This window comes from Bifidobacterium sp. AGR2158, assembly GCF_000424225.1.
In the GTDB taxonomy this organism is placed as follows: Bacteria; Actinomycetota; Actinomycetes; order Actinomycetales; family Bifidobacteriaceae; genus Bifidobacterium; species Bifidobacterium anseris.
Window position 1 is genome coordinate 126,713 of record NZ_AUJM01000012.1, and the last position, 19,804, is coordinate 146,516.

The window sequence follows — 19,804 nt, forward strand, 5'->3', positions numbered from 1 at the left end:
CGCGCGCGCGTCTCACATGACGTCTCACATTTCGGCGAGCGCGCAGAACAGCGCCTCGAAGACGAGCAGCGCGTTGCCGTTGCCGAGCAGGCGGCGGCGTGCGACGTTGATCTCGTCGAGGCAACGGATCGTCTGCTCCCTGCGCAGCCGCGCGCTCAGATCGGCGATCGCACGGCGATTCTCCATATTGACCAACCCGACCGATTCCTCGGCGTCGTTCTGCAATACGGCGACGTCGCGGTAGACGCTCGCAACCGAGTTGAGCGCGCGGTCGAGCACGTCGCGCGTGCGGCGTGTCGTCTGTCGTTTGACGTCGTCGGCCTTCGTCAGCGCGTTGTAGGCGGGGCGCAGCGCCGGCGGCACGGGGTCGCCCTCCTGCAGCCCGTTGAGCCGCAGGAACTCGGCGCGCGCCCGCTCGCCGCGTTTCGCCACGTCGGCGGCGGCCTGCGCCTTCGCGCTGTCGAGCAGCCCTCCGGCGAGTAGAATCGCCTGCGACGTCCTGCGCAATCCGAGGACGCCGACGACGAGCTCGTCGCGGTCGGCGAGCACCTGCGAATCGGTCGCGTACAGCGTCGCGACGCCGATGTGTCCTTCGGCGAGCCGCGCGGCGCGCACGGCGAGACTGTGTTCGACGTCGTGGCGATCCTCAAGATAGCGCGCGACCTGCGCGTCCGAGGGTACGCCAAGGTTGACGATACGCGTGCGCGAACGGATCGTCGGCAGCACGTCCTGCGCGCTCGGCGCACACAGCAGCCATATCGTGTGCGGACTCGGCTCCTCGATTTCCTTGAGTAGCACGTTCGTCGTGCGTTCGAGCATGCGGTCGACGTCCTCGATGATGATGATGCGCCATGGGCCGCTGCGTGGCATCTGCTCGGCCGTCGTGACAAGGTCGCGCACCTCGTCGATGCCGATCGTCACCTTGTCGGTTGTGAGCGTCGTCACATCCGGATGCGTGCCGGCGAACACTTCGCGCACCGCTTTCGTCGGTTCGTCACCAAGGCCGTGGTCGGGACTCTCGAGCGCGGCCGCGAACGCGCGCGCCATGTTGGAGCGGCCCGAGCCGGGAGGCCCGCAGATCAGCCATGACTGCGCCAGCATCCGCGGATCGCCGCAGCTGACCGCGCGCAGCTGTTCGACGACGCGATCCTGCCCCACGAGGGTGTCCCATACGCTCATGACGTCTCACCCAACCAGATTCACGCTGTCTTGGCAAATCACGCGCGCGACGTCGTCGGCCGGCGCGGACGCGTCGACAACGAGGAATCGTTCGGGTTCGCGCTCGGCAAGGTCGAGGAACGCGCGCCGCGTGCGCCTGCGGAAGGCGTCGCCGGCCGATTCGATGCGATCGTCGGCATGCGTGAGCCGCGCATGTGCGAGTTCAGAGTCGATGTCGAGCAGATAGGTGCGCCGCGGCAGCAGGCCGCCGGTCGCCCACATGCTCAGTTCGCGGATTTCGTCGGCCGTCAGTTCGCGGCCGCCCGCCTGATAGGCGAGCGACGAATCGAGGTAGCGGTCGGTGATGACGATCGCGCCGCGATCGAGCGCCGGACGGATCGTCTCGGCGACGTGCTGCGCGCGATCGGCGGCGAACAGCAGCGCCTCGGCGCGCGCCGCAATCGGCTCGTCGCCGTGCAGCAGCAGCCGTCGGATCTCAACGCCGAGCTGCGTGCCGCCCGGCTCGCGCGTGACGACGACCTCTCTGCCTTGCGCGCGCCAATAGTCGGCGAGACGATCGACCTGCGTCGTCTTGCCGGCGCCGTCGACGCCTTCGAAGGAAACGAACAATCCCTGTGCCACCATCGTCATGCCGCCGTGGAGCGCTTCGACTTGACAGGCGGACGCACGTAGCCGTCATGTTCGCTCAGATATTCGATATCCGATTTGACGGTGGCGGGCGTCGAGCCGATCTCACGTGCGATGCGCGACGTCGGCCAGCCCTCGTCGGCGAGTTCGCGCACCTTCTTGCGACGTTCCTCGCGGGCGGCCTGCGCGGCGCTCACCGACTTCGCCTTCGCCGGTTTCGCCGATGTCTTGCGTCCGCGGCGCTTGGTCGGGCCGGCCGCGCGCTTCTCGGCGAGCAGACGGAACGCGTCCTCGGCCGAGATCGTCTTCGGATCGTACTGCTTGGGCAGCGAACGGTTCGTCTCGCCGTCGGTGATGTAGGCGCCGTAGAAGCCTTCCTTGATCGTCACCGGCTTGTTCGTCGTCGGATCGTTGCCGAGTTCGCGCAGCGGCGGCTTCGCGGCGCGCCGGCCGCGGCCGTACTTCGGCTGTGCGAACAGGTCGCGCGCCTGCTGTTCGGTCACCGTGAAGATCGCGTCCTCATTCTCGAGCGAACGCGTCTCGCTTGTGCCGTCGGCGCGTTCGCGCGTCAGATACGGGCCGTAGCGGCCGTTGTTCGCGAGGATCCGCGTCGTGCCGACCTCCCCGCTCTTCTCGTCGGTTTCGTCATAGGACGCGACGAGTCGCGGCAGGCTCAGCAGCCGCAGCGCGTCGTCGAGCGTGATTGTCTCCGGCGTCATCGTCTTGAACAGCGACGCCATCTTCGGACGCGCGTCGGAACCTTCCTCGACGAGCGCGATGTACGGGCCGAAACGGCCGTTGCGCACTTCGACGGTGCCGCCGGTCGCCGGGTCGATGCCGAGCACGCGCGGGCCGCCGGCGTTCTCGTCAATGAGCTTATGCGCCTCGGCTACGGTGAGCTCGTCCGGTGCAAGCGTCTGCGGAATCGACGCGTGCTTCGGGTTGCCTTTGTCGTCGAGGTGCTTCGTGTCCTCGAGATACGGGCCGTAGCGGCCGACGCGCACGTTGATGCCGTCGCCGATCTCGATCGTGTTGATCGCGCGCGCATCGATCTCACCGAGCTGCGCGACCTGCTGCTGCAGTCCCTCATGCACTTCGTCGGCGTTCTTCGCCGCGTCCTTGCCGGTGCCGAAATAGAAGGCGGTGAGCCAGTCGCGGCCGGTGTCCCTGCCGTGCGCGATCTCGTCGAGGCCGTTCTCCATGTCCGCCGTGAATTGATAGTCGACGTACTTGGGGAACTTCGTCTCGAGCAGTTTCGTCACGGCGAACGCGAGCCATGACGGGATGAGCGCGCGGCCGCGCTCGTACACGTATTTCCTGTCGATGATCGTCGAGATGATGCTCGCGTAGGTGGACGGACGGCCAATCTCCTTCGCCTCGAGCGTCTTGACGAGCGAGGCTTCGGTGTAGCGCGCCGGCGGCTGCGTCTCATGGCCGTCAGCCTTCACGTCGCGCGCATGCAGCATGTCGCCCGGGTTCATCGGCGGCAGCGACGCATCGTCGTCCTTCGCGCTCTTGCGCTGATCGCCGAGCACGCGCAGGAAGCCGGGGAATTCGATGACGGTGCCCGAGGCCTGGAACGTCGTCTCGCCGCGGTCGCCGGCATCTGCGGTGAAGCGCGCCGTGGCCGTCGAACCGGTCGCGTCGGCCATCTGCGAGGCGAGCGTGCGCTGCCAGATGAGCGTGTACAGCTTGAGCTGGTCCGGCGGCAGCGTGCCGGCGAGCTCCGACGGATCGCGGAAGCGCGAGCCGGCCGGACGGATGCATTCGTGCGCCTCCTGCGCGCCCGCCGTCTTCGTCGCGTACTGCTTGGGGCTTTCGGACAGATACTGTTCGCCGAACTCGCGTGCGACCGATTCGCGCGCGGCGCGGATCGCCTCCTGGCTGAGCGTGACTGAATCGGTACGCATATAGGTGATGTAGCCGTTCTCGTACAGCGTCTGCGCGGCGCGCATCGTCTGCCTCGACGACATGCCGAGACGATTGCCTGCTGCCTGCTGCATCGTCGACGTCGTGAACGGCGGCTGCGGACGACGACGGTACGGCTTCTTCTCGACGTCGGAGACGAGGAACGGCACGAACGCGAGCGCGGCGGCGATTGCATCGGCGTCGGCCTGCGCGAGCGGGCGCACGCCGTCCTTGCGCGCGGCCTCAGTGAGTTCGCCGCGCGACGTGAAGTCCTTCGATCCGGCGACGCGATGGCCGTCGACGGCGGTCAGGCGCGCGTCGAAGGCGACGTCGGCGCCGAGCGCGTCGGGCGCCTGCAGCTGCGCGATGACGTCCCAGTACGGCGCGCGCACGAAGGCCATGCGTTCGCGCTCGCGTTCGACGATGAGACGCGTGGCGACCGACTGCACGCGTCCCGCGGACAGTCCGGGGCCGACCTTGCGCCACAGCACCGGCGAGAGTTCGTAACCGTAGAGACGGTCGAGCACGCGGCGCGTCTCCTGCGCGTCGACCATATGGCCGTCGACTTCGCGCGTGTGTTCGAGCGATGCGCGGATTGCCTCGGGCGTGATCTCGTGGAACACCATGCGCTTGACCGGCACCTTCGGCTTGAGCGTCTGCACGAGGTGCCATGCGATCGCCTCGCCTTCGCGATCCTCATCGGTCGCGAGGAAGAGCTCGTCGGCGTCCTTGAGCGCGGCGCGCAGCTCGGCGACGGTCTTCTTCTTTTCGGGGCCGACGATGTAGTACGGCTTGAAGCCGTCGTCGACGTCGACGCCGAACTTGCCGAAGCGCGCCTTCTGGTCGGCGGGAACCTGACTCGGCTGGGCGAGGTCACGGATGTGCCCCACCGAAGCGAGCACGGTGTAGCCGTCCCCGAGGTAGCCTCCGATTTTTTTGGCCTTCGCCGGAGATTCGACGATCACGAGCTTGCTGCCTGCAGTCATGATTTCTCCTTACATACGGTCATTCGCACGCCATCTTACTCACGGGATGTTCAATCATCTCCGCGGCGACCGCGTCGCATGGCGTCATGCCGCCGTTGCGGCGACGCTTATTTCGCTTTGGGCGGGGCGGGCGGCGCGCCGATGAGTCCAAGCTTCGTCAGCGGCGCCGCCGTCAGCTGACGCATCATCAGCACCATGCCGTTGACGAGTGCGGCGCATCCGCAGATGAGCGCCGTCGTTGCCGCGCACGATCCGGAGGCCGCCCATCCGGCCGATGAGACGAGTCCCGGCTGCACCTGCCAGATGACATAGACGCCGTAGGCGATCGCGCACAGGCCGAGCGTGATCAGCGCGGTCGCGACGAGCTGGATCGACGGCGACGAGACGCGGTCGCCTGGACGGTCCATGCCGGAGGCGCGCGTGCATGCCAACGTGAGCATCATCAGACCGCCGGCGACGAAGATCGCCATCAGCACGTCGCTCGGCCGGTGCCACTGATCGAAGACGACCGATACGCCGACGGCGATCGTGCATAGCGTCGACAGCACGGCACATATGGCGCGCCACGCGTGCGGCGCCGCGCACAGCAGCACGAATCCGGCGGCCGCGGCGAGCATCGTGTGCCCTGACGGCGCTGAATTGTTGACCGACGATTCCACATAGATGAGGAACGGCCTTGGCAGATACGGCTTGAGCAGTTTCGCGGCGACGAAGCAGACGGCGCTGTAGACGGCGAGTTGCCCGACGAGCCACCAGCGGCGGCGCAGTGCGGCGACGACGAAGGCCGCGATGCCGAAGACGAGCGCGACACCGATGATGATCGGCGACTGCAGATGGCCGAAGCTGAGCCATGACGGCATCGTCGACGCATAGTTGACGATCGCGAGGTCCTCGAAGGTCTGCCCGGCGACGGTGCGTACGCCGAGCCAGTAGACGGCGCCCGCGATCGCGAGGAACACGACGCCGAAGACGACGGCGAGGACGACGCTCGACGTGCGCGGGCGCAACGTGAGCGGATCGAGCTTGGCAAGCTTGGCCTTCATGTCCTGCGCGAGGACGTCCTCCTCATGGGGCCGCGTATCATCGTCGCGCCTGAGCGGCTGCGGCACGGGGCGTTCCGGCTTCTCCAGCGCCGACCATTGCGTCGCGTTGTCCGAAGCGTCCTGCGGGAGCGCGGGCGAAGTGTCATGTGTGTGCTCGGTCATGCTACCGACTGTAGCGCACGTGGGGAAAAACGCGGGGAGAAAGCCGCCTGGGTATAGAAAAACCTCCACGCACCCACCAGAGGCCACTTACCCTTGCTGCATTCCTGCCCTGGGGGGATTGGGTGACGTAGTGCCACGCGGAGGCATTCATCAGTGTACACCATGGCCGGACACCTGCAACACGCGCCCATCGTATGACGCTGTTGCATGTCGCCGTCGCCACCGTTGCATGACGAAGGCCACCCGCACGATGCTGATGCGGGCGGCCTTCAGCCGAAAATCCGGGCGGACAGGGAGGGGATCAGGCCTTCCAGACGTCCTTGCCGTCGGCCTTCGCCTTGGCGACGTCGGCGTCGAGCTCGGCCTCGTTCGCCTCGACCTTGCCGGCGATGAACTCCTCAACGAGGCGACGCGCCTCGTTGTCCTCATGCTGCACGGCCGGAGACTTCATGAAGTAGGAGGACGGCGCGAGCACCGGGCCGGCGAGGCCACGGTCGAGCGCGATCTTCGCGGCGCGCACGGCGTCGATGACGATGCCGGCCGAGTTCGGCGAATCCCACACCTCGAGCTTGTATTCGAGGTTCAGCGGGACGTCGCCGAAGGTCGTGCCTTCGAGGCGGACGAACGCGAACTTGCGATCGTCGAGCCATGCGACGTAATCGGACGGACCGATGTGGACGTTGTACGGATCCATCTCGTGGGGGACGATCGACGTGACGGCGCGCGTCTTCGAAATCTTCTTCGATTCGAGGCGCGAACGCTGCAGCATGTTCATGAAGTCCATGTTGCCGCCGACGTTGAGCTGATAGGTGCGGTCGAGATGCACGCCGCGGTCCTCGAACAGACGCGCGAGCACACGGTGCGTGATCGTCGCGCCGACCTGGCTCTTGATGTCGTCGCCGATGATCGGGACGCCCGCATCACGGAACTTCTGCGCCCACTCTGGGTCGGAGGCGATAAACACCGGCAGGCAGTTGACGAACGCGCAGCCGGCATCCATCGCGGCCTGCGCATACGCCTTGTCGGCCTCTTCGGAGCCGACCGGCAGATAGGAAACGAGGACGTCGACCTTGTTGTCGCGCAGCACCTGAGCCACATCGACCGGTTCCTTATCCGACTCCTCGATCATCTCGCGGTAGTACTCGCCGAGACCGTCAAGAGTCGGTCCGCGCAGCACCTCGACGCCCAGATTCGGGACATCAGAGAACTTGATCGTGTTGTTCTGCGACGAGAAGATCGCCTCGGACAGGTCCTTGCCGACCTTGTCGGCGTCGACGTCGAACGCGGTGACGAACTCGATGTCGCGCACACGGTAGCCGCCGAAGTTGTTGTGCATCAGTCCCGGGATCTTGTCCTCATCCTTGGTGTCCTTGTAATACTCGACACCCTGCACCAGTGACGAGGCGCAATTGCCCACACCGGCGATAGCCACGCGAATGCTCATGAAAAATGACTCCTCTAGTTGCGTGCGTTGTTCGCCTTTCAGCATACCGCGCATTGCCCGCGGCGGCCTGCCAAAGGAACTTCAAGACACTAACGTTACCGTGTGTGCAGGAAAACCTACGCCGGCGTAGTCGGCCGTCGCCGATGCGCCCCTCGGCGAAGCGTCGGCCGTTTTTCAGGTACGCCGATTACCGTGGACTGCATGGCTTCACAGACACGTACCGTACGTTCGGGCGCGTCGGGCGACGCACACAGGACGTCGCACGGCTCCGCGAACGCAAGAAAGACATCGACGGGCCCCGCCGGCGCGCGCAGGAACCATCGCGCGCCGAAGAACAAGAAGGACCCGAAGCGCAAGCACAAAGGACTGTGGTGGAAGATCCTGCTCGGCGTCATCGGCGGCATCATCGTCCTCGGCATCGCACTGTTCGCCTATCTGTACGCGACGACGGACATCCCGCAGCCGGAGAAGATCGCACTCGCCGAGAAGACGACCGTCTACTACAACGACGGCACGACGCCGATCGGCTCGTTCTCCGAACAGAACCGTGAGATCGTCAACTGCGCAACGCTCCCCGACTACGTCGGCAACGCGATCGTCGCATCCGAGGACCGTTCGTTCTGGACAAACAAGGGCATCGACATCACCGGCATGGCGCGCGCGCTGTACAACAACCTGACGAAAGGCACCCGTCAGGGCGGCTCGACGATCACGCAGCAGTACGCGGAACGCTATTATCTGGGTGAAACGACGTCCTACTCAGGCAAGATCCGCGAGGCGATCCTCGCGATGAAGATCGCGAACTCGCAGGACAAGTCCGAAGTGCTGTGCAACTACATGAACACGATCTATCTGGGTCGCGGCGCCTACGGCATCCAGGCCGCCGCCCAAGCGTACTTCGGCAAGGACGCGAAGGATCTGACGCCTTCCGAGGCCGCGATGATCGCCGGCATCATCCCGGCGCCGAGCACATGGGATCCGGCCGTCAACCCGAAGCAGGCGGAAAAGCGCTTCGACCGCGTCGTCGGCATCATGAAGGACGACGGCTACCTAACCGCGCAGCAGGCGGCGGACGCAAAGTTCCCCGAAGTCAAGGAATACGTACCCAGCAACGACTACGCGGGCCCGACCGGCTACATCCTGTCGACGGTCGAGACCGAGCTGACGAACAACAAGGCCTTCACGAAAGACGAGCTGGAGACCGGTGGATACAAGGTCATCACGACGCTCGACAAGACAATGCAGGATCGCATCCAGCAGGTCGGCGACGAGCGGCCCGAAGGCATGCCCGAGACGTTGCAGATCGGCGGCATCGCCGTCGACCAGAGCAGCGGATCGGTGCGCGCGATGTACGCGGGACAGGACTATCTCAAGCAGCAGCTCAACAACGCGACGCAGTCGACGTTCCAGCCGGGATCGACGATGAAGCCCTTCGGCCTCATCGGCGCCGCGCAGGACGACGTGAGCTTCTCGACGCTGTTCAACGGCAACTCGCCGGAACGCTTCGAGACGACGCCGGGCACCTTCGCCGAAGTGCCGAACGCGCTCGGCATCAGCTGGGGCACGATCAACCTCAATCAGGCGACGGCGAACTCGGTGAACACCGTGTTCATGAACGTCAACGAGCATCTGACGCCGAAACGCTACGCGCAGATCGCGCATGACGCCGGCATCACCGGCGACATCCAGGAGGACACGCTCTACAACATCCTCGGCATCAACTCGCTCACCGTCTGGGATCTCGCACAGGGACACTCGACGATTGCGAACAACGGCACGAAGAATACGCTGCATCTCGTCGACCGCGTCACGAAGGCCGACAAGGACATGTACAAGGCGAATCCGGAGCCGAAGAAGGTCTTCGATGAGAACGTCTGCGCGCTCACGCAGCACGCGATGCTCGGCACGACGACCTACGGCACCGCCGCTGGCGTCTCCTCGCAGCTTGGCCGTCCGGTCGCCGGCAAATCTGGCACCGCAAACGACGAGACAGCGGCGAGCTTCGTCGGTTATACGCCGCAGCTGATGAACGTGTGGGCGATCTGGAATCCGGGCGAGAACGGCGAGAACCTCGTCGTACCGGCCTTCGCCGGCTACGGCGTCTCGTCGACCGGCTATCCGGCGCATCTGTTCTCCGAGTTCATGTCGACGGCCGTCGCCGACATGCCGGTCGAGCAGTTCCCGACCGCCGTCGACAACGGCAAGATCGGCGGCCCGGACGGCGACTGGGGTCTGGGCGGATCTCGCGCGCCGTCGACGAATCAGGGACAGAACACGGTCACGCCGAGCGAATCGCCCAGCGAGTCGGCGTCGCAGAGCGCGTCGCCGACGCAGAACGCATCGCCGTCACAGACAGCGAACGACAAGCCGACGAGCGAGCCGCAGCAGCCGGCACAGCCGACGCCTGAGCCAACGCAACCGGCACAGCCGACCACCGAACCGACGCCGCCGGCACAGCCGACGCAACCGGACACGCAGCCGACCACTGAGCCGCAGCAGCAATCCGGGCAATAGCGGAAAGTCGGGCCGCGTCCGGCGCAGTTGACATGACTGTGCCGGACGGCAGGCAGGCAGGCCGAGCGGGCGTCCTTTCGCATGTGCTTCGAAAGGGCGCCCGCTCGTTGTATGTATATGGAATCGATGACGGGACAGCGATTCGACTCAATCAGACATCGGCTCAATCAGACATCGGCTCAATCAGACATCGTCGGGGCGTCGTGCAGCGGCATCGACGCCTCGACGCACCACAACGCGCCGTCGCCCGCCCCAGCCGCGAGCGCGCCACCGCATTGTTCGAACAGTCGCCGGCAACCGGCGATGCCCGAGCCTGAGGACGCCGTCACGTTCGGCTGTGCGGCGCGCGTATTGCACCATGACAGATACAGCGTGTCCCCCTGCACATCAACGGAACAGACGAACGGATGTGCGGCGTCGGCGTATTTGACCAGATTGCCGAACAATTCATGAATCAGTCCGTCGAGCGCGGCGATGCGGTCAGTGCCGGACGTGACGAAACGGGCACCGTCGCCGACCGACGTCAATCCGTCAAAACCGAGCTCGCGCACACGGCTATGCTGCCGCTCGATCGCCGTATGCACCGGCAGCGTACGACGACGCTCCGCGCGGAGCTCATCGCCGTCGCCGGACGCATGCAGCAAAAGGATGCCCGAGCGCACCGAGGCGAGCGCGTCTTCAACAGCGGCAGACACCTGCGCGAGGCGTTCGTATTCCTCATCATCGTTCGCGTTCGCCGTTTCGACTTGTGAATGGCGCAGCGTCAGCAACGCATAGACGAGATCGTTGCACGCCTCGTCGTGCAGCCTCGCCGCGACAGCCATATGCTGCTGTTGCATGCGCCAACGGTCGCGTTCGCGCATGTTCCTGCGCACGATGCGCACGATGCAGCCGATGACGCCGGCGAGCAGCATGTTGGCGCACAACGTCAGCATCGGCATGATCGCCAACGGCGGGACGAAATCGGCCATCAGCAGATGCGACACGTAATCCGCCGCCACGAACACAAACGTGAAGACGACGGCAAGCGGCATGCCAAGGTATCCCAGCACCCCTACGGCCGTCAATCCCACATAGCCGAAGGCGGGCGGCACCGGAATCGGGCTGACGAGGAACACGCACCACAGGATGGCGACCGGCGCGACGCCTGCGAGCGGACGGTTCGCCAGCAGCCACAGGCAGGCGATTTCGACGCCGGCGAGACAGCAGGAGATCCATCGACCCTCCCCGACGAACCGGCATGCGTCCAATACGAGCATCACCGTCCACAGGATTGCGACGCCGCGCAGCAGCATGGAGGGCATATGGTGGGCGCGCTCGCGCACGGCACTGACGAAACTGGAAGGACGAAGGTCACAGCAGGCCATACCATCGGGCTTTCTCGATGGCTTCGGCACGATTGCGCACGCCCAGCTTCCCGGAGGCACGGTCGATGAAGGTGTAGACGGTGTTACGGGAGACGGCCATGACACCGGCCACTTCGTCCGTCGTCTTGCCTTGCGCATACAACGCGAGCACCTCCCGCTCACGTGTGCTGAGTTCGTTGTCTCTGATGTCTTTGGCCGCCGGCGTCTGCGGGGATGCGCACAGGATTCGATGGGCCGTGCGCGCATCATGGAAGCTCTCAGGCTGGATGCTGCCGCCTTCGGCGAGGGTTGCAAGCCACGACGTCAGACCGGGGATGATGGACTGCTTGTCCATGATGCCTTGCGCACCTGCCGCGGCCAGATCGTCACGGAACAGTTCCGGATCAAAAGCGGTCATGCCAAGCACCGCCGGACGAGGCGAGTGCATACGGATCGTCTTGCACAGGTTCGGACCGCTCATCGCGCCAAGCGCCATATCTACGAGCAGCACATCCACATCCGGTTTCGCGTACAGGCAGCCGTGCACCGCCTGCGCACAGGATGTGGTGGCCCACGCCAATGTACATTGCCGCGGCTGCGCCTTCAGCCACTGCGTGATGGTTTGTAATGCCCATGCATCGTTGTCGATGACGGCAAGCACCGGTATCGCCATATGTCCCTCCCCATCTGAGACGTCGCTCCTTCTCTCCGGCTCTCCGGCAATCATTGCCGAGCCAACGCGGCGCATCCATCCACGCGTACCGCGTACGGGCATTGTAGCTCACGATCCTTCATCGTCGCCGCAGAATGCCCACAACGCAGCCATGTAGTGTTTTCTTTACATGGCTTTGGCGCCACGCTCCCACCCCAATACGCTGGAGTATGTCCATTCATCGATTATTCGACGAAGAAGAAAACGATGTAAAGGAGTTGCCATGACAAGCAAACACCTAAGTCGCAAAGCGATCGCGTTGCTGGCCATCGCCGCATCCGCTTTCTGTTTTGCCTCCCCCGCCCTTGCGGGCAATACCACCAAGACCGGTTGGAGCGCCTACCTCACCAACTGGAACACCTCAGATACCTCCAAATCGTCAGAAGCAGAACACTTCTGACGGATACATCTCGGCAGCAAGCGTTTCCGGCAACCGAACCATCCGCGCATGGATGCTCGGCTATTCCAATGAGGACGTGCGCTCCGGTACCGTAACGCTGACCTCGGGATCTGTCGGATACGTCACCAATCAGACCTATCAGATTTTCGGCCGCAAGCAAGTGCATATGCGTCTGCAGAACACGCAGAACGTCGCCGGTACGGAAGCCGCAGGACTCTGGGCCCCTGACAGCAACTGATAATCCCACTCGCAATGGTGCGTGGTGGTGAAGGACTGCGCGTCCTTCACCACCACGCATCACCACGCATGATAGCCAACTCCGGAGGCCCCATGAACGGATCCATCATTCGCCGCCAACTGCGCAGTAATCTATTGAGCGGGCGCATGGCAATCATTATCGTGCTGTCAGCCGGCATGATCGCCGTGCAATGGTGGACGACTCACCGAGCCAGTTTTGTGCTGTATGATCACGAACCCACCTTCCTCGCGGACGTCATGCTGTTCAGCCAGTTCGGCAGCGGCGCCGGCCTCTACCTATTCCTGATGCCGTTTTTGGCGGCCTTGCTCGGCGGCAGCCTCGTCGCCGAAGAACGATACTGGAAACGCGCACCTTTCGTCATCAGCCGATGCGACCGCCCAATATTCTTACGTTCGTCCCTCTGCGCAGGTTTTCTGCTCGGCGGCATCGGCGGTCTGATGCCGTTGGCACTCAACATGCTCATCATGGGCATCATCAATCCTCATATGAACTTCATTGAAGGCACCGAATGGGATGAAACAGGTTTGTATCTCAACCGCTATGTACTCGTTTCATCGAAGTCATGGGCGTATCCGCTGTACGAGCGTAGCCAATGGCTATGTGTCGCCGTCATCTGCCTGCTTGTCTTCGTGATTTCCGGACTGTTCGCCACGTTGGCCATCTCCAGCTCGTTGTTCATCCGGCGTCGTCATATGGAATTGCTTGTGCCATTTACGCTGAGTCTGCTGTGGTGGCTGTTCACGACCAGCGGGAAAGGCGGCCGCGATCAATGGACGCATATCATATTCCTGAATTTCTCCCCAGCCACGGTGGACGAACTGCGTGCGCAAAATTACGTGGGAATCGCCCTATCCATCATCCTGCTGCTACTGGCGACTTCCATACCGCTTCTCATCAAAGGACGGCAAGATGTCTCCTGATCGACTTCGTCGCCAATTACGCATGCGTCGTCCTCCCGTATCCCCCGTTGCGCTCATCATCAGCATCGTGATTTGCTGTGGCTGCGTCATAGGAAGCCTCATGAATTACCTGACATGCACGCTATACGGCTTTGGGCGCGACACGATCGGATTTCTTCGCGTAGGCGCAGCGCAATTCGTACTGCCCGCATCGCTCACATTGGCATGCCTGTTCCGAGTGGAGTATAGCGCCTTCGTGCTTGTCCGCCATGATCCCCGCACACAACTGACCGCGAATCTGTGCCGTATCATACTCATCTCTCTGGCAGCCGCCGTCGGCGGCGTAGTGTTATTCGCCATCGTTGTATCTGCTCGAGTAGGGCCACCACGGGCAGATGACATCACATTGCTGCTCACCGCCATTGTTCTCACATCCATGATGGAACATATCATTGGCGCTGCTGAATATGCTGCTCGCCGTCTGCAGCCTCCCTTGGGCCTATGGGACCGCCATGCTCATTGCGTTCTTCGCGCTGGCCGAATGGATGTTGCTGCCGCTCGGCGGCGACGTCCAAAGGTACGTATGCTTCTTCTGGTATCCGCTCAGTTTCGATTGGAACGTCATCCTCGTTCAGCAACTGCTGCCGTTCATCGGCTACTGCATCGTCATGATCCTGACGATTGTCACGGTCTTCGAGCATCGCGATCGATTGGAGACATGACATGCACGTTGCATTCGGCCAATTGCGCACAGCGTCCCGCGCACGCCTTGGCATGCGCTTGCTGTTACTGACGCTGCTCGCCATCGTGACCTACGCGTATTACATATCGCCGCATGATCACGCCATGTTCATTGGCATGGTACGCCCATCCGACGATCCGAGTGCGCCTGCGCTGCTGACGAATCTACTGCCCATCGCGTTCATGGCGACAGCCGTCGCACTACCATTGAGCGGCCCTCTGGATTTCCTTGCGTCACCGGATTATCTGGTATATGTGCGCCGCCCACGCACCGTTGGTCATTTCGTCGCCTATCTGGCCATGCTCGTCTTTTATTGCGCGATGCTGTGCGGCATAGAACTCGCTGTGGCGATCGCCATACAGCCGACAGAGACAGCCACGCTGGTTCCTGGTGCCATATGCGCGATGCTGACATCGCTGACGCTGATCCTCATCATCGACGCCGGCCGTCTCGCCGAAGCCGCCGCCTACGGATATCTGGCAGCCATCACACTGTATGCGGTTGTCGCCGCCGTCTCCCCCGTACTTGCATGGTTCGCACAACCCACCCACGGGTTGCCACTATCCGCATTGCTGGCCACGGTCTTCGCAGGCACCGTCCTGCTGCTGTTCAGCAGATTGGAAATACGCTGATATATCCGTCTCGAAAGGAGCATCCTCATGCATGTCGCAATCAATCATCTCTCCAAAACCATCAAGCACAAGCCGATTCTGCGCGACGTCAGCGCGCAGTTCGAGCATGGCGCCGTCTACGGCATCGTCGGGCCCAACGGGTCGGGCAAGACGATGCTGCTGCGCGCAATCTGCGGTTTCATCCACCCCACCGCCGGGCAGGTGCTCATCAACGGACAGCCGGTGGAGTTCAACCGCAGACTGCCCGAGCCAGTCGGCATCATCATCGAGGAACCGGGATTCCTCCCCTATGAGACGGCGATGGACAATCTGCAGTATCTCGCCGGCATCAATCACGATTTCGACACCACGGAGACGGACAGGCTGCTCACACTATTCGGTCTCAAGGGTCACGAGCGGGAGAAGGTGAAGTCGTATTCCTTGGGCATGCGCCAGAAATTGGCCATCGTGCAGGCGTTGATGGAACATCAGCGCCTCATCCTGCTCGACGAACCCACCAACGGCCTGGATGAACATTCAGTCCAGATGTTCCTCGAGGAGATGACACGGCAGCGGGATAAGGGCAACACCGTCGTCATCGCAAGCCATCACGGCGACGAACTGCAGCAGATCGCCGACCACTTCTACCATATGGCCGACGGCATGCTCACCGAAGGATGACGTCCATTGCACGAATAGTGCACGAAAGGCGGCCGCCGAGCGCAAAGCCCAGCGGCCGCCTTTTGCATATCACAGCGTTCAGCGCGCCGAACGGTTGACGGCGGAGATGATTGCCTTGAGCGAGCTCGTCACGATCGACGAATCGATGCCGACGCCCCAGACGACGTTCGTCTCACCATCCTCAAGCGCAATCTCGCACTCGACGTAGGAGGCGGCGCGCGCGTCGGTACCGACCGACAGCGTATGCTCGGCGTAGTCGAGCACGGTCGCGTCGACGCCGAGCACCTTGACGGCGTCGAGGAACGCATCGATCGGGCCGTTGCCGGTGCCGGAGATCTCGCGGACCTCCTCCGGGTCGACGCCGACGTTGAGGCCGCGGTCGAGCACGGTCGCGTTGAGCGCCGTATCCGAGCCATCCTCGCCCGAGGACAGGCTCACCTTGAGCAGCTTGAGACGGCCCCACTGTTCGAGCGACGCGTCCTGCTGATCGCCGACGACGGCGCCGGCCTCAGTTGTCCCGGCCTCCTCGACGGGAAGATACTCGTCTTTGAACAGATGCCAGATATCCTCGTCCTTGACTTCCTTCTTCGTCGCATCCGCATGCTGCTGCACGACGCGCTCGAACTCGACCTGCAGTTTCTTCGGCAGATCGAGGTTGTGGTTCGCCTTGAGCAGGTACGCCATGCCGCCCTTGCCGGACTGCGAGTTGACGCGGATGATCGCCTCATAGGAGCGGCCGATATCCTTCGGATCGATCGGCAGATACGGCACGAGCCACACGAAGTTGTCGAGCTCGGCGCCCACCATGTTGGCAGCCACTTCGCGCGCTTCGAGACCCTTCTTGATCGCGTCCTGATGCGAACCCGAGAACGCCGTGAACACGAAGTTGCCGGCGTAGGGGTGACGTTCCGAGATCTTGATCTGGTTGCAGTATTCGACGGTGCGGCGAATCTGCGGGATGTCGGACAGGTCGATCTGCGGGTCAATGCCCTGCGTGAGCAGGTTGAGGCCGAGCGTGACGAGATCAACGTTGCCGGTGCGTTCGCCGTTGCCGAGCAGACAGCCTTCGATGCGGTCCGCGCCGGCGAGGATGCCAAGCTCGGCCGCCGCAACGCCCATGCCTTCGTCGTTGTGCGGGTGCAGCGACAGCACGATCGCGTCGCGGTCCTGCAGATGGTTGGAGACGTACTCGACCTCGTCGGCGAAGACGTTCGGCGTCGTCATCTCGACGGTCGCCGGCAGGTTGATGATCATCGGATGCTCGGGAGTCGGCTTGATGACGTCGATGACGGCGTTGCACACTTCGACGGCGTATTCGGGCTCGGTGCCGGTGAAGGACTCCGGCGAATACTCGTAATAGAGATCGACGCCTTCGGCATCCGCCTCGAGTTCCTTGCACAGCTCGGCCGCGTCGGTCGCGAGCTTCTTGATCGCGTCCTTCTCCTTGCGGAAGACGACTTCGCGCTGCAGCACCGAAAGGGAGTTGTAGAAGTGCACGATCGCACGCTTGACGCCCTTGAGGCATTCGTAGGTCTTGCGGATGAGGTGTTCGCGCGCCTGGGTGAGCACGACGATCGTCACGTCGTCGGGAATGAGTTCGCGCTCGATGAGCATGCGGATGAAGTCGTAATCGGTTTCCGAAGCGCTCGGGAAGCCAACTTCGATCTCCTTGTAGCCCATCTCGACGAGCATGTTCCAGAACCGCAGCTTGCGGTCGGCGTCCATCGGGTTGACGAGCGCCTGGTTACCGTCACGCAGATCGACCGAGCACCAGCGCGGTGCACGGGTAAGTCGCTTGCCCGGCCACGTGCGCTCCGGGTAGTCAAACGGCACCTGCTTGTCGTATGCGACGTACTTCGTGTACGGCATCGAGCTGGGCTTCTGCGGAGCGCCGATAAAACGTGCCGGAGGCAGCAGCGGGTCGTTGTTCCCTCCGTTGGAAGCCGCGGCCACTGCGGCGAGATCAAACACGGACGAATGATCCTGACCCATCTCTCCTCCTTCTGTGAGTGTTTTGAAACTGTGAGTGCAGTCGTTTCCACGATATGTCCACGGATGTGTTCACATCGTGGCTATGCACGGTCGTGCATATCGTCCTACCCTATAAAGCCTACCGAGGCAATCGTGGAGAAACGTCCACAATCCGGCCATTTTCCCCAGCTTGTTTACATTCTTCAGGTATAGGCGGCGCGGTGAAGGAGGGTGATCGGCGGATTCGCCGATCCGGCCCGGATCAATTGATGAGGTTGACGCCGCGGCGCGCCATGCAGTAGGCGTTGCCGAGCCAGGTGTGCCGTGAGTTCGGCCAGACGGCGCCCAGACGCGGCGCGTTCTGGCTCATCCAGATGCTCGGGACGCGGCCGTCCGCGCTGCGGGAGCCGAGCAGGTTGAAGCCGTTCTTCTCGAGCAGCCATTCCGGATGTTGCGTCGCAATCGCGAGCCCTTCCTCGAGCGTCAACGGGATACGCTCGTCCGATTCGATGAGCTTGCGCGCCACGTCGGGCTCGCGGTTGACGTAGCAGGTGCCGGTATGCGGCTCGATGACGAGGTAGAACGGCCCCTCGGGAGGTTCAAAACCATCGGTCGGCAGGAAACTCGCGATATCGCGCGGCGGCATCGTCGTGAATCCGGCCATGCGGTTGATGCTCGTGCGCGCGATCAGCGATTCCGGGGAGACGAGCTCGCGCGTCGGCACGAGCAGGATGTCCTCGCCTAGATTACTGTCCTCGAGCGCGGCGATGAGCGGTTGCGCGAGCGCGCGGAACGATGCGTCGCTCATGTCGGCGACGTCCGGATATCCCAGCGCGACGATGCGGTCCAACTGTTGCTGCGCGGTGATCGATGCCTTTGACATGCTTCCCAGCATAGCCCGCCGCCTGTTCGCGCATGGCGCGAGGTCGCGCCGGCGGCCGCGGCGCCGACTGCAGCGAACGGTTCCGCTGCGCTCTGCACCCGAACCAATCGCAAACGGCCCTCTTAGCGAACGGTGCCGCCGCACTCTGCACCCGAACCAATCGCTGGCACCCTCCTTAGTGAACGGTCCCGCCGCGAAGTGCACCCGAACCAGTCGCAGCTGTCTGCGAACATCGGCCGACCATCCCCGCTCACACAAAACGCGAAAGAGGCGCACGCCATACGACGTGCGCCTCTGCTGTGGCCTATCCGTCCGTCAGCTGCTCTCAGAGCTGATCGGCGAAATGCTTGTTCGCGACGATTTCGGCGAGTTCGACGGCGTTGAGGGCCGCGCCCTTGCGCAGATTGTCGTTCGTCACGAAGAATGCGAGTCCCTTGTTGCCGTCGACGGCCTGGTCCTGCCGGATGCGGCCGACGAAGCTCGGCGTCTTGCCTGCCGCGAGCTGCGCGGTCGGGATGTCGACGAGTTCAACGGCGTCCGCCTGCTCGAGCACCTCGCGCGCCTGATCCGGCGTGACATCCTGCTCGAATTCAGCGTTGACGCTCATGCCGTGCGACGTGAAGACGCCGACGCGCACGCAGGTGCACGACGCCTTAAGGTCGGGCAGGTGCAGGATCTTGCGGCTTTCGTTGCGCAGCTTCTGCTCCTCGTCGGTCTCCTCCGAGCCGTCATCGACGATGTCGCCGATGAACGGAACCTCGTTGAACGCGATCGTGCGCGCGACCTTCGTCGGCTCCGGGAAATCGATCGCGTCGCCGCCGAAGACGAGCTTGTCAGCGCCCTGCTCGACAGCGGCCTTCGCCTCGTTCATCAGCTGTTCGACGCCGGCGCGGCCCGCACCGGAGACGGCCTGATAGGAGCTGACGATGAGTCGCTTGAGGCCAAAGGCGTCGGACAGCGGCTTGAGCACCGGCATGATCGCCATCGTCGTGCAGTTCGGGTTGGCGACGATGCCGGAGGGGATTTCGTCAAGATCATCCGGGTTGACTTCGGCAACGACGAGCGGGACATCGTCATGCATACGCCACTGCGATGAGTTGTCGATGACGTAGGCGCCGGCTTCGGCGAACTTCGGTGCCCACACCTTCGACGTGCCGCCACCCGCGGAGAAGATCGCGATGTCGATGCCGCTCAGATCGGCGGTCGCCACATCCTCCACCGTGATGTCGTGGCCGCGCCAGTTGAGCACCTGTCCCGCCGAATGCGCGGATGCGAGGAAACGCAGGTCCTTGACCGGGAAGTCACGTTCGTCGAGCACACGGCGCATGACCATGCCGACCTGTCCGGTCGCGCCCAGAACGGCCACGTTGACGCCACGTTCGTTGATTTGTACCATTTGCCGGCTCCTTAGTTGTGCAGTTCTGCCGTTGGGTTTGT

Annotated in this window: 17 protein-coding genes and 1 other RNA gene; 7 read left to right on the forward strand and 11 right to left on the reverse strand. The window is 63.4% G+C overall.

The window, feature by feature from the left end:
- Positions 1-24 precede the first annotated feature (24 nt).
- The 6 genes from G606_RS0103200 to G606_RS0103220 form a co-directional block, all read right to left on the reverse strand.
- On the reverse strand, positions 25-1,179 hold the full coding sequence (locus G606_RS0103200; protein ID WP_026644746.1) for a DNA polymerase III subunit delta': 1,155 nt from the start codon (positions 1,177-1,179) through the stop codon (positions 25-27).
- A gap of 6 nt (positions 1,180-1,185) precedes the next feature.
- Positions 1,186-1,803: a dTMP kinase gene (gene tmk, locus G606_RS0103205; RefSeq protein ID WP_034523648.1), complete on the reverse strand. Its 618-nt coding sequence runs from the start codon at positions 1,801-1,803 to the stop codon at positions 1,186-1,188.
- A gap of 2 nt (positions 1,804-1,805) precedes the next feature.
- Complete coding sequence (gene topA, locus G606_RS0103210) at positions 1,806-4,700, reverse strand: type I DNA topoisomerase (RefSeq protein ID WP_026644748.1); 2,895 nt, start codon at positions 4,698-4,700, stop codon at positions 1,806-1,808.
- 107 nt (positions 4,701-4,807) lie between these two features.
- The gene (locus tag G606_RS0103215) at positions 4,808-5,905 is read right to left on the reverse strand and encodes a phosphatase PAP2 family protein (protein ID WP_026644749.1); all 1,098 of its coding nucleotides are present in this window, start codon (positions 5,903-5,905) and stop codon (positions 4,808-4,810) included.
- 53 nt (positions 5,906-5,958) lie between these two features.
- Positions 5,959-6,055, reverse strand: an RNA gene (ffs, locus tag G606_RS10905) — signal recognition particle sRNA small type.
- A gap of 151 nt (positions 6,056-6,206) precedes the next feature.
- Positions 6,207-7,349, reverse strand: coding sequence for an inositol-3-phosphate synthase (locus tag G606_RS0103220; protein ID WP_024541652.1), 1,143 nt, complete (start codon positions 7,347-7,349; stop codon positions 6,207-6,209).
- 201 nt (positions 7,350-7,550) lie between these two features.
- Between G606_RS0103220 and G606_RS09725 the strand changes: the two genes are divergently transcribed.
- Positions 7,551-9,863 (forward strand): transglycosylase domain-containing protein, encoded by a 2,313-nt coding sequence (locus G606_RS09725; protein ID WP_081663973.1) that lies wholly within the window; start codon positions 7,551-7,553, stop codon positions 9,861-9,863.
- A 179-nt stretch (positions 9,864-10,042) separates the two neighbouring features.
- Here G606_RS09725 and G606_RS0103230 read toward each other — a convergent pair whose 3' ends face one another.
- Positions 10,043-11,158: a hypothetical protein gene (locus G606_RS0103230; RefSeq protein WP_026644750.1), complete on the reverse strand. Its 1,116-nt coding sequence runs from the start codon at positions 11,156-11,158 to the stop codon at positions 10,043-10,045.
- 58 nt (positions 11,159-11,216) lie between these two features.
- The gene (locus G606_RS0103235; RefSeq protein ID WP_026644751.1) at positions 11,217-11,882 is read right to left on the reverse strand and encodes a helix-turn-helix transcriptional regulator; all 666 of its coding nucleotides are present in this window, start codon (positions 11,880-11,882) and stop codon (positions 11,217-11,219) included.
- Between the two features lie 262 nt (positions 11,883-12,144).
- Here G606_RS0103235 and G606_RS11130 point away from each other — a divergent pair, with 262 nt between their 5' ends.
- From G606_RS11130 to G606_RS0103265, 6 genes are all read left to right on the forward strand, one after another.
- Positions 12,145-12,321 (forward strand): hypothetical protein, encoded by a 177-nt coding sequence (locus G606_RS11130; RefSeq protein ID WP_155802747.1) that lies wholly within the window; start codon positions 12,145-12,147, stop codon positions 12,319-12,321.
- 52 nt (positions 12,322-12,373) lie between these two features.
- Positions 12,374-12,559, forward strand: coding sequence for a hypothetical protein (locus G606_RS11135; RefSeq protein WP_026644752.1), 186 nt, complete (start codon positions 12,374-12,376; stop codon positions 12,557-12,559).
- Between the two features lie 92 nt (positions 12,560-12,651).
- A complete protein-coding gene (locus G606_RS09730) occupies positions 12,652-13,500 on the forward strand; it encodes a hypothetical protein (RefSeq protein ID WP_133120914.1) in 849 nt (282 codons plus the stop codon).
- Between the two features lie 431 nt (positions 13,501-13,931).
- Complete coding sequence (locus tag G606_RS09735; RefSeq protein ID WP_026644753.1) at positions 13,932-14,201, forward strand: hypothetical protein; 270 nt, start codon at positions 13,932-13,934, stop codon at positions 14,199-14,201.
- Position 14,202: 1 nt separating this feature from the next.
- A complete protein-coding gene (locus G606_RS0103260) occupies positions 14,203-14,853 on the forward strand; it encodes a hypothetical protein (RefSeq protein ID WP_051198463.1) in 651 nt (216 codons plus the stop codon).
- Between the two features lie 27 nt (positions 14,854-14,880).
- Positions 14,881-15,513: an ABC transporter ATP-binding protein gene (locus tag G606_RS0103265; protein ID WP_026644755.1), complete on the forward strand. Its 633-nt coding sequence runs from the start codon at positions 14,881-14,883 to the stop codon at positions 15,511-15,513.
- A 78-nt stretch (positions 15,514-15,591) separates the two neighbouring features.
- Here the strand turns inward: G606_RS0103265 and leuA are convergent, their stop codons facing one another.
- From leuA to G606_RS0103280, 3 genes are all read right to left on the reverse strand, one after another.
- A complete protein-coding gene (leuA, locus tag G606_RS0103270; protein ID WP_026644756.1) occupies positions 15,592-17,505 on the reverse strand; it encodes a 2-isopropylmalate synthase in 1,914 nt (637 codons plus the stop codon).
- A gap of 241 nt (positions 17,506-17,746) precedes the next feature.
- The gene (locus G606_RS0103275; protein WP_026644757.1) at positions 17,747-18,367 is read right to left on the reverse strand and encodes a DUF5701 family protein; all 621 of its coding nucleotides are present in this window, start codon (positions 18,365-18,367) and stop codon (positions 17,747-17,749) included.
- A 325-nt stretch (positions 18,368-18,692) separates the two neighbouring features.
- Entirely contained in the window at positions 18,693-19,763 is a 1,071-nt protein-coding gene (locus tag G606_RS0103280; protein WP_026644758.1) for an aspartate-semialdehyde dehydrogenase, read from the reverse strand.
- Between the last annotated feature and the right edge of the window lie 41 nt (positions 19,764-19,804).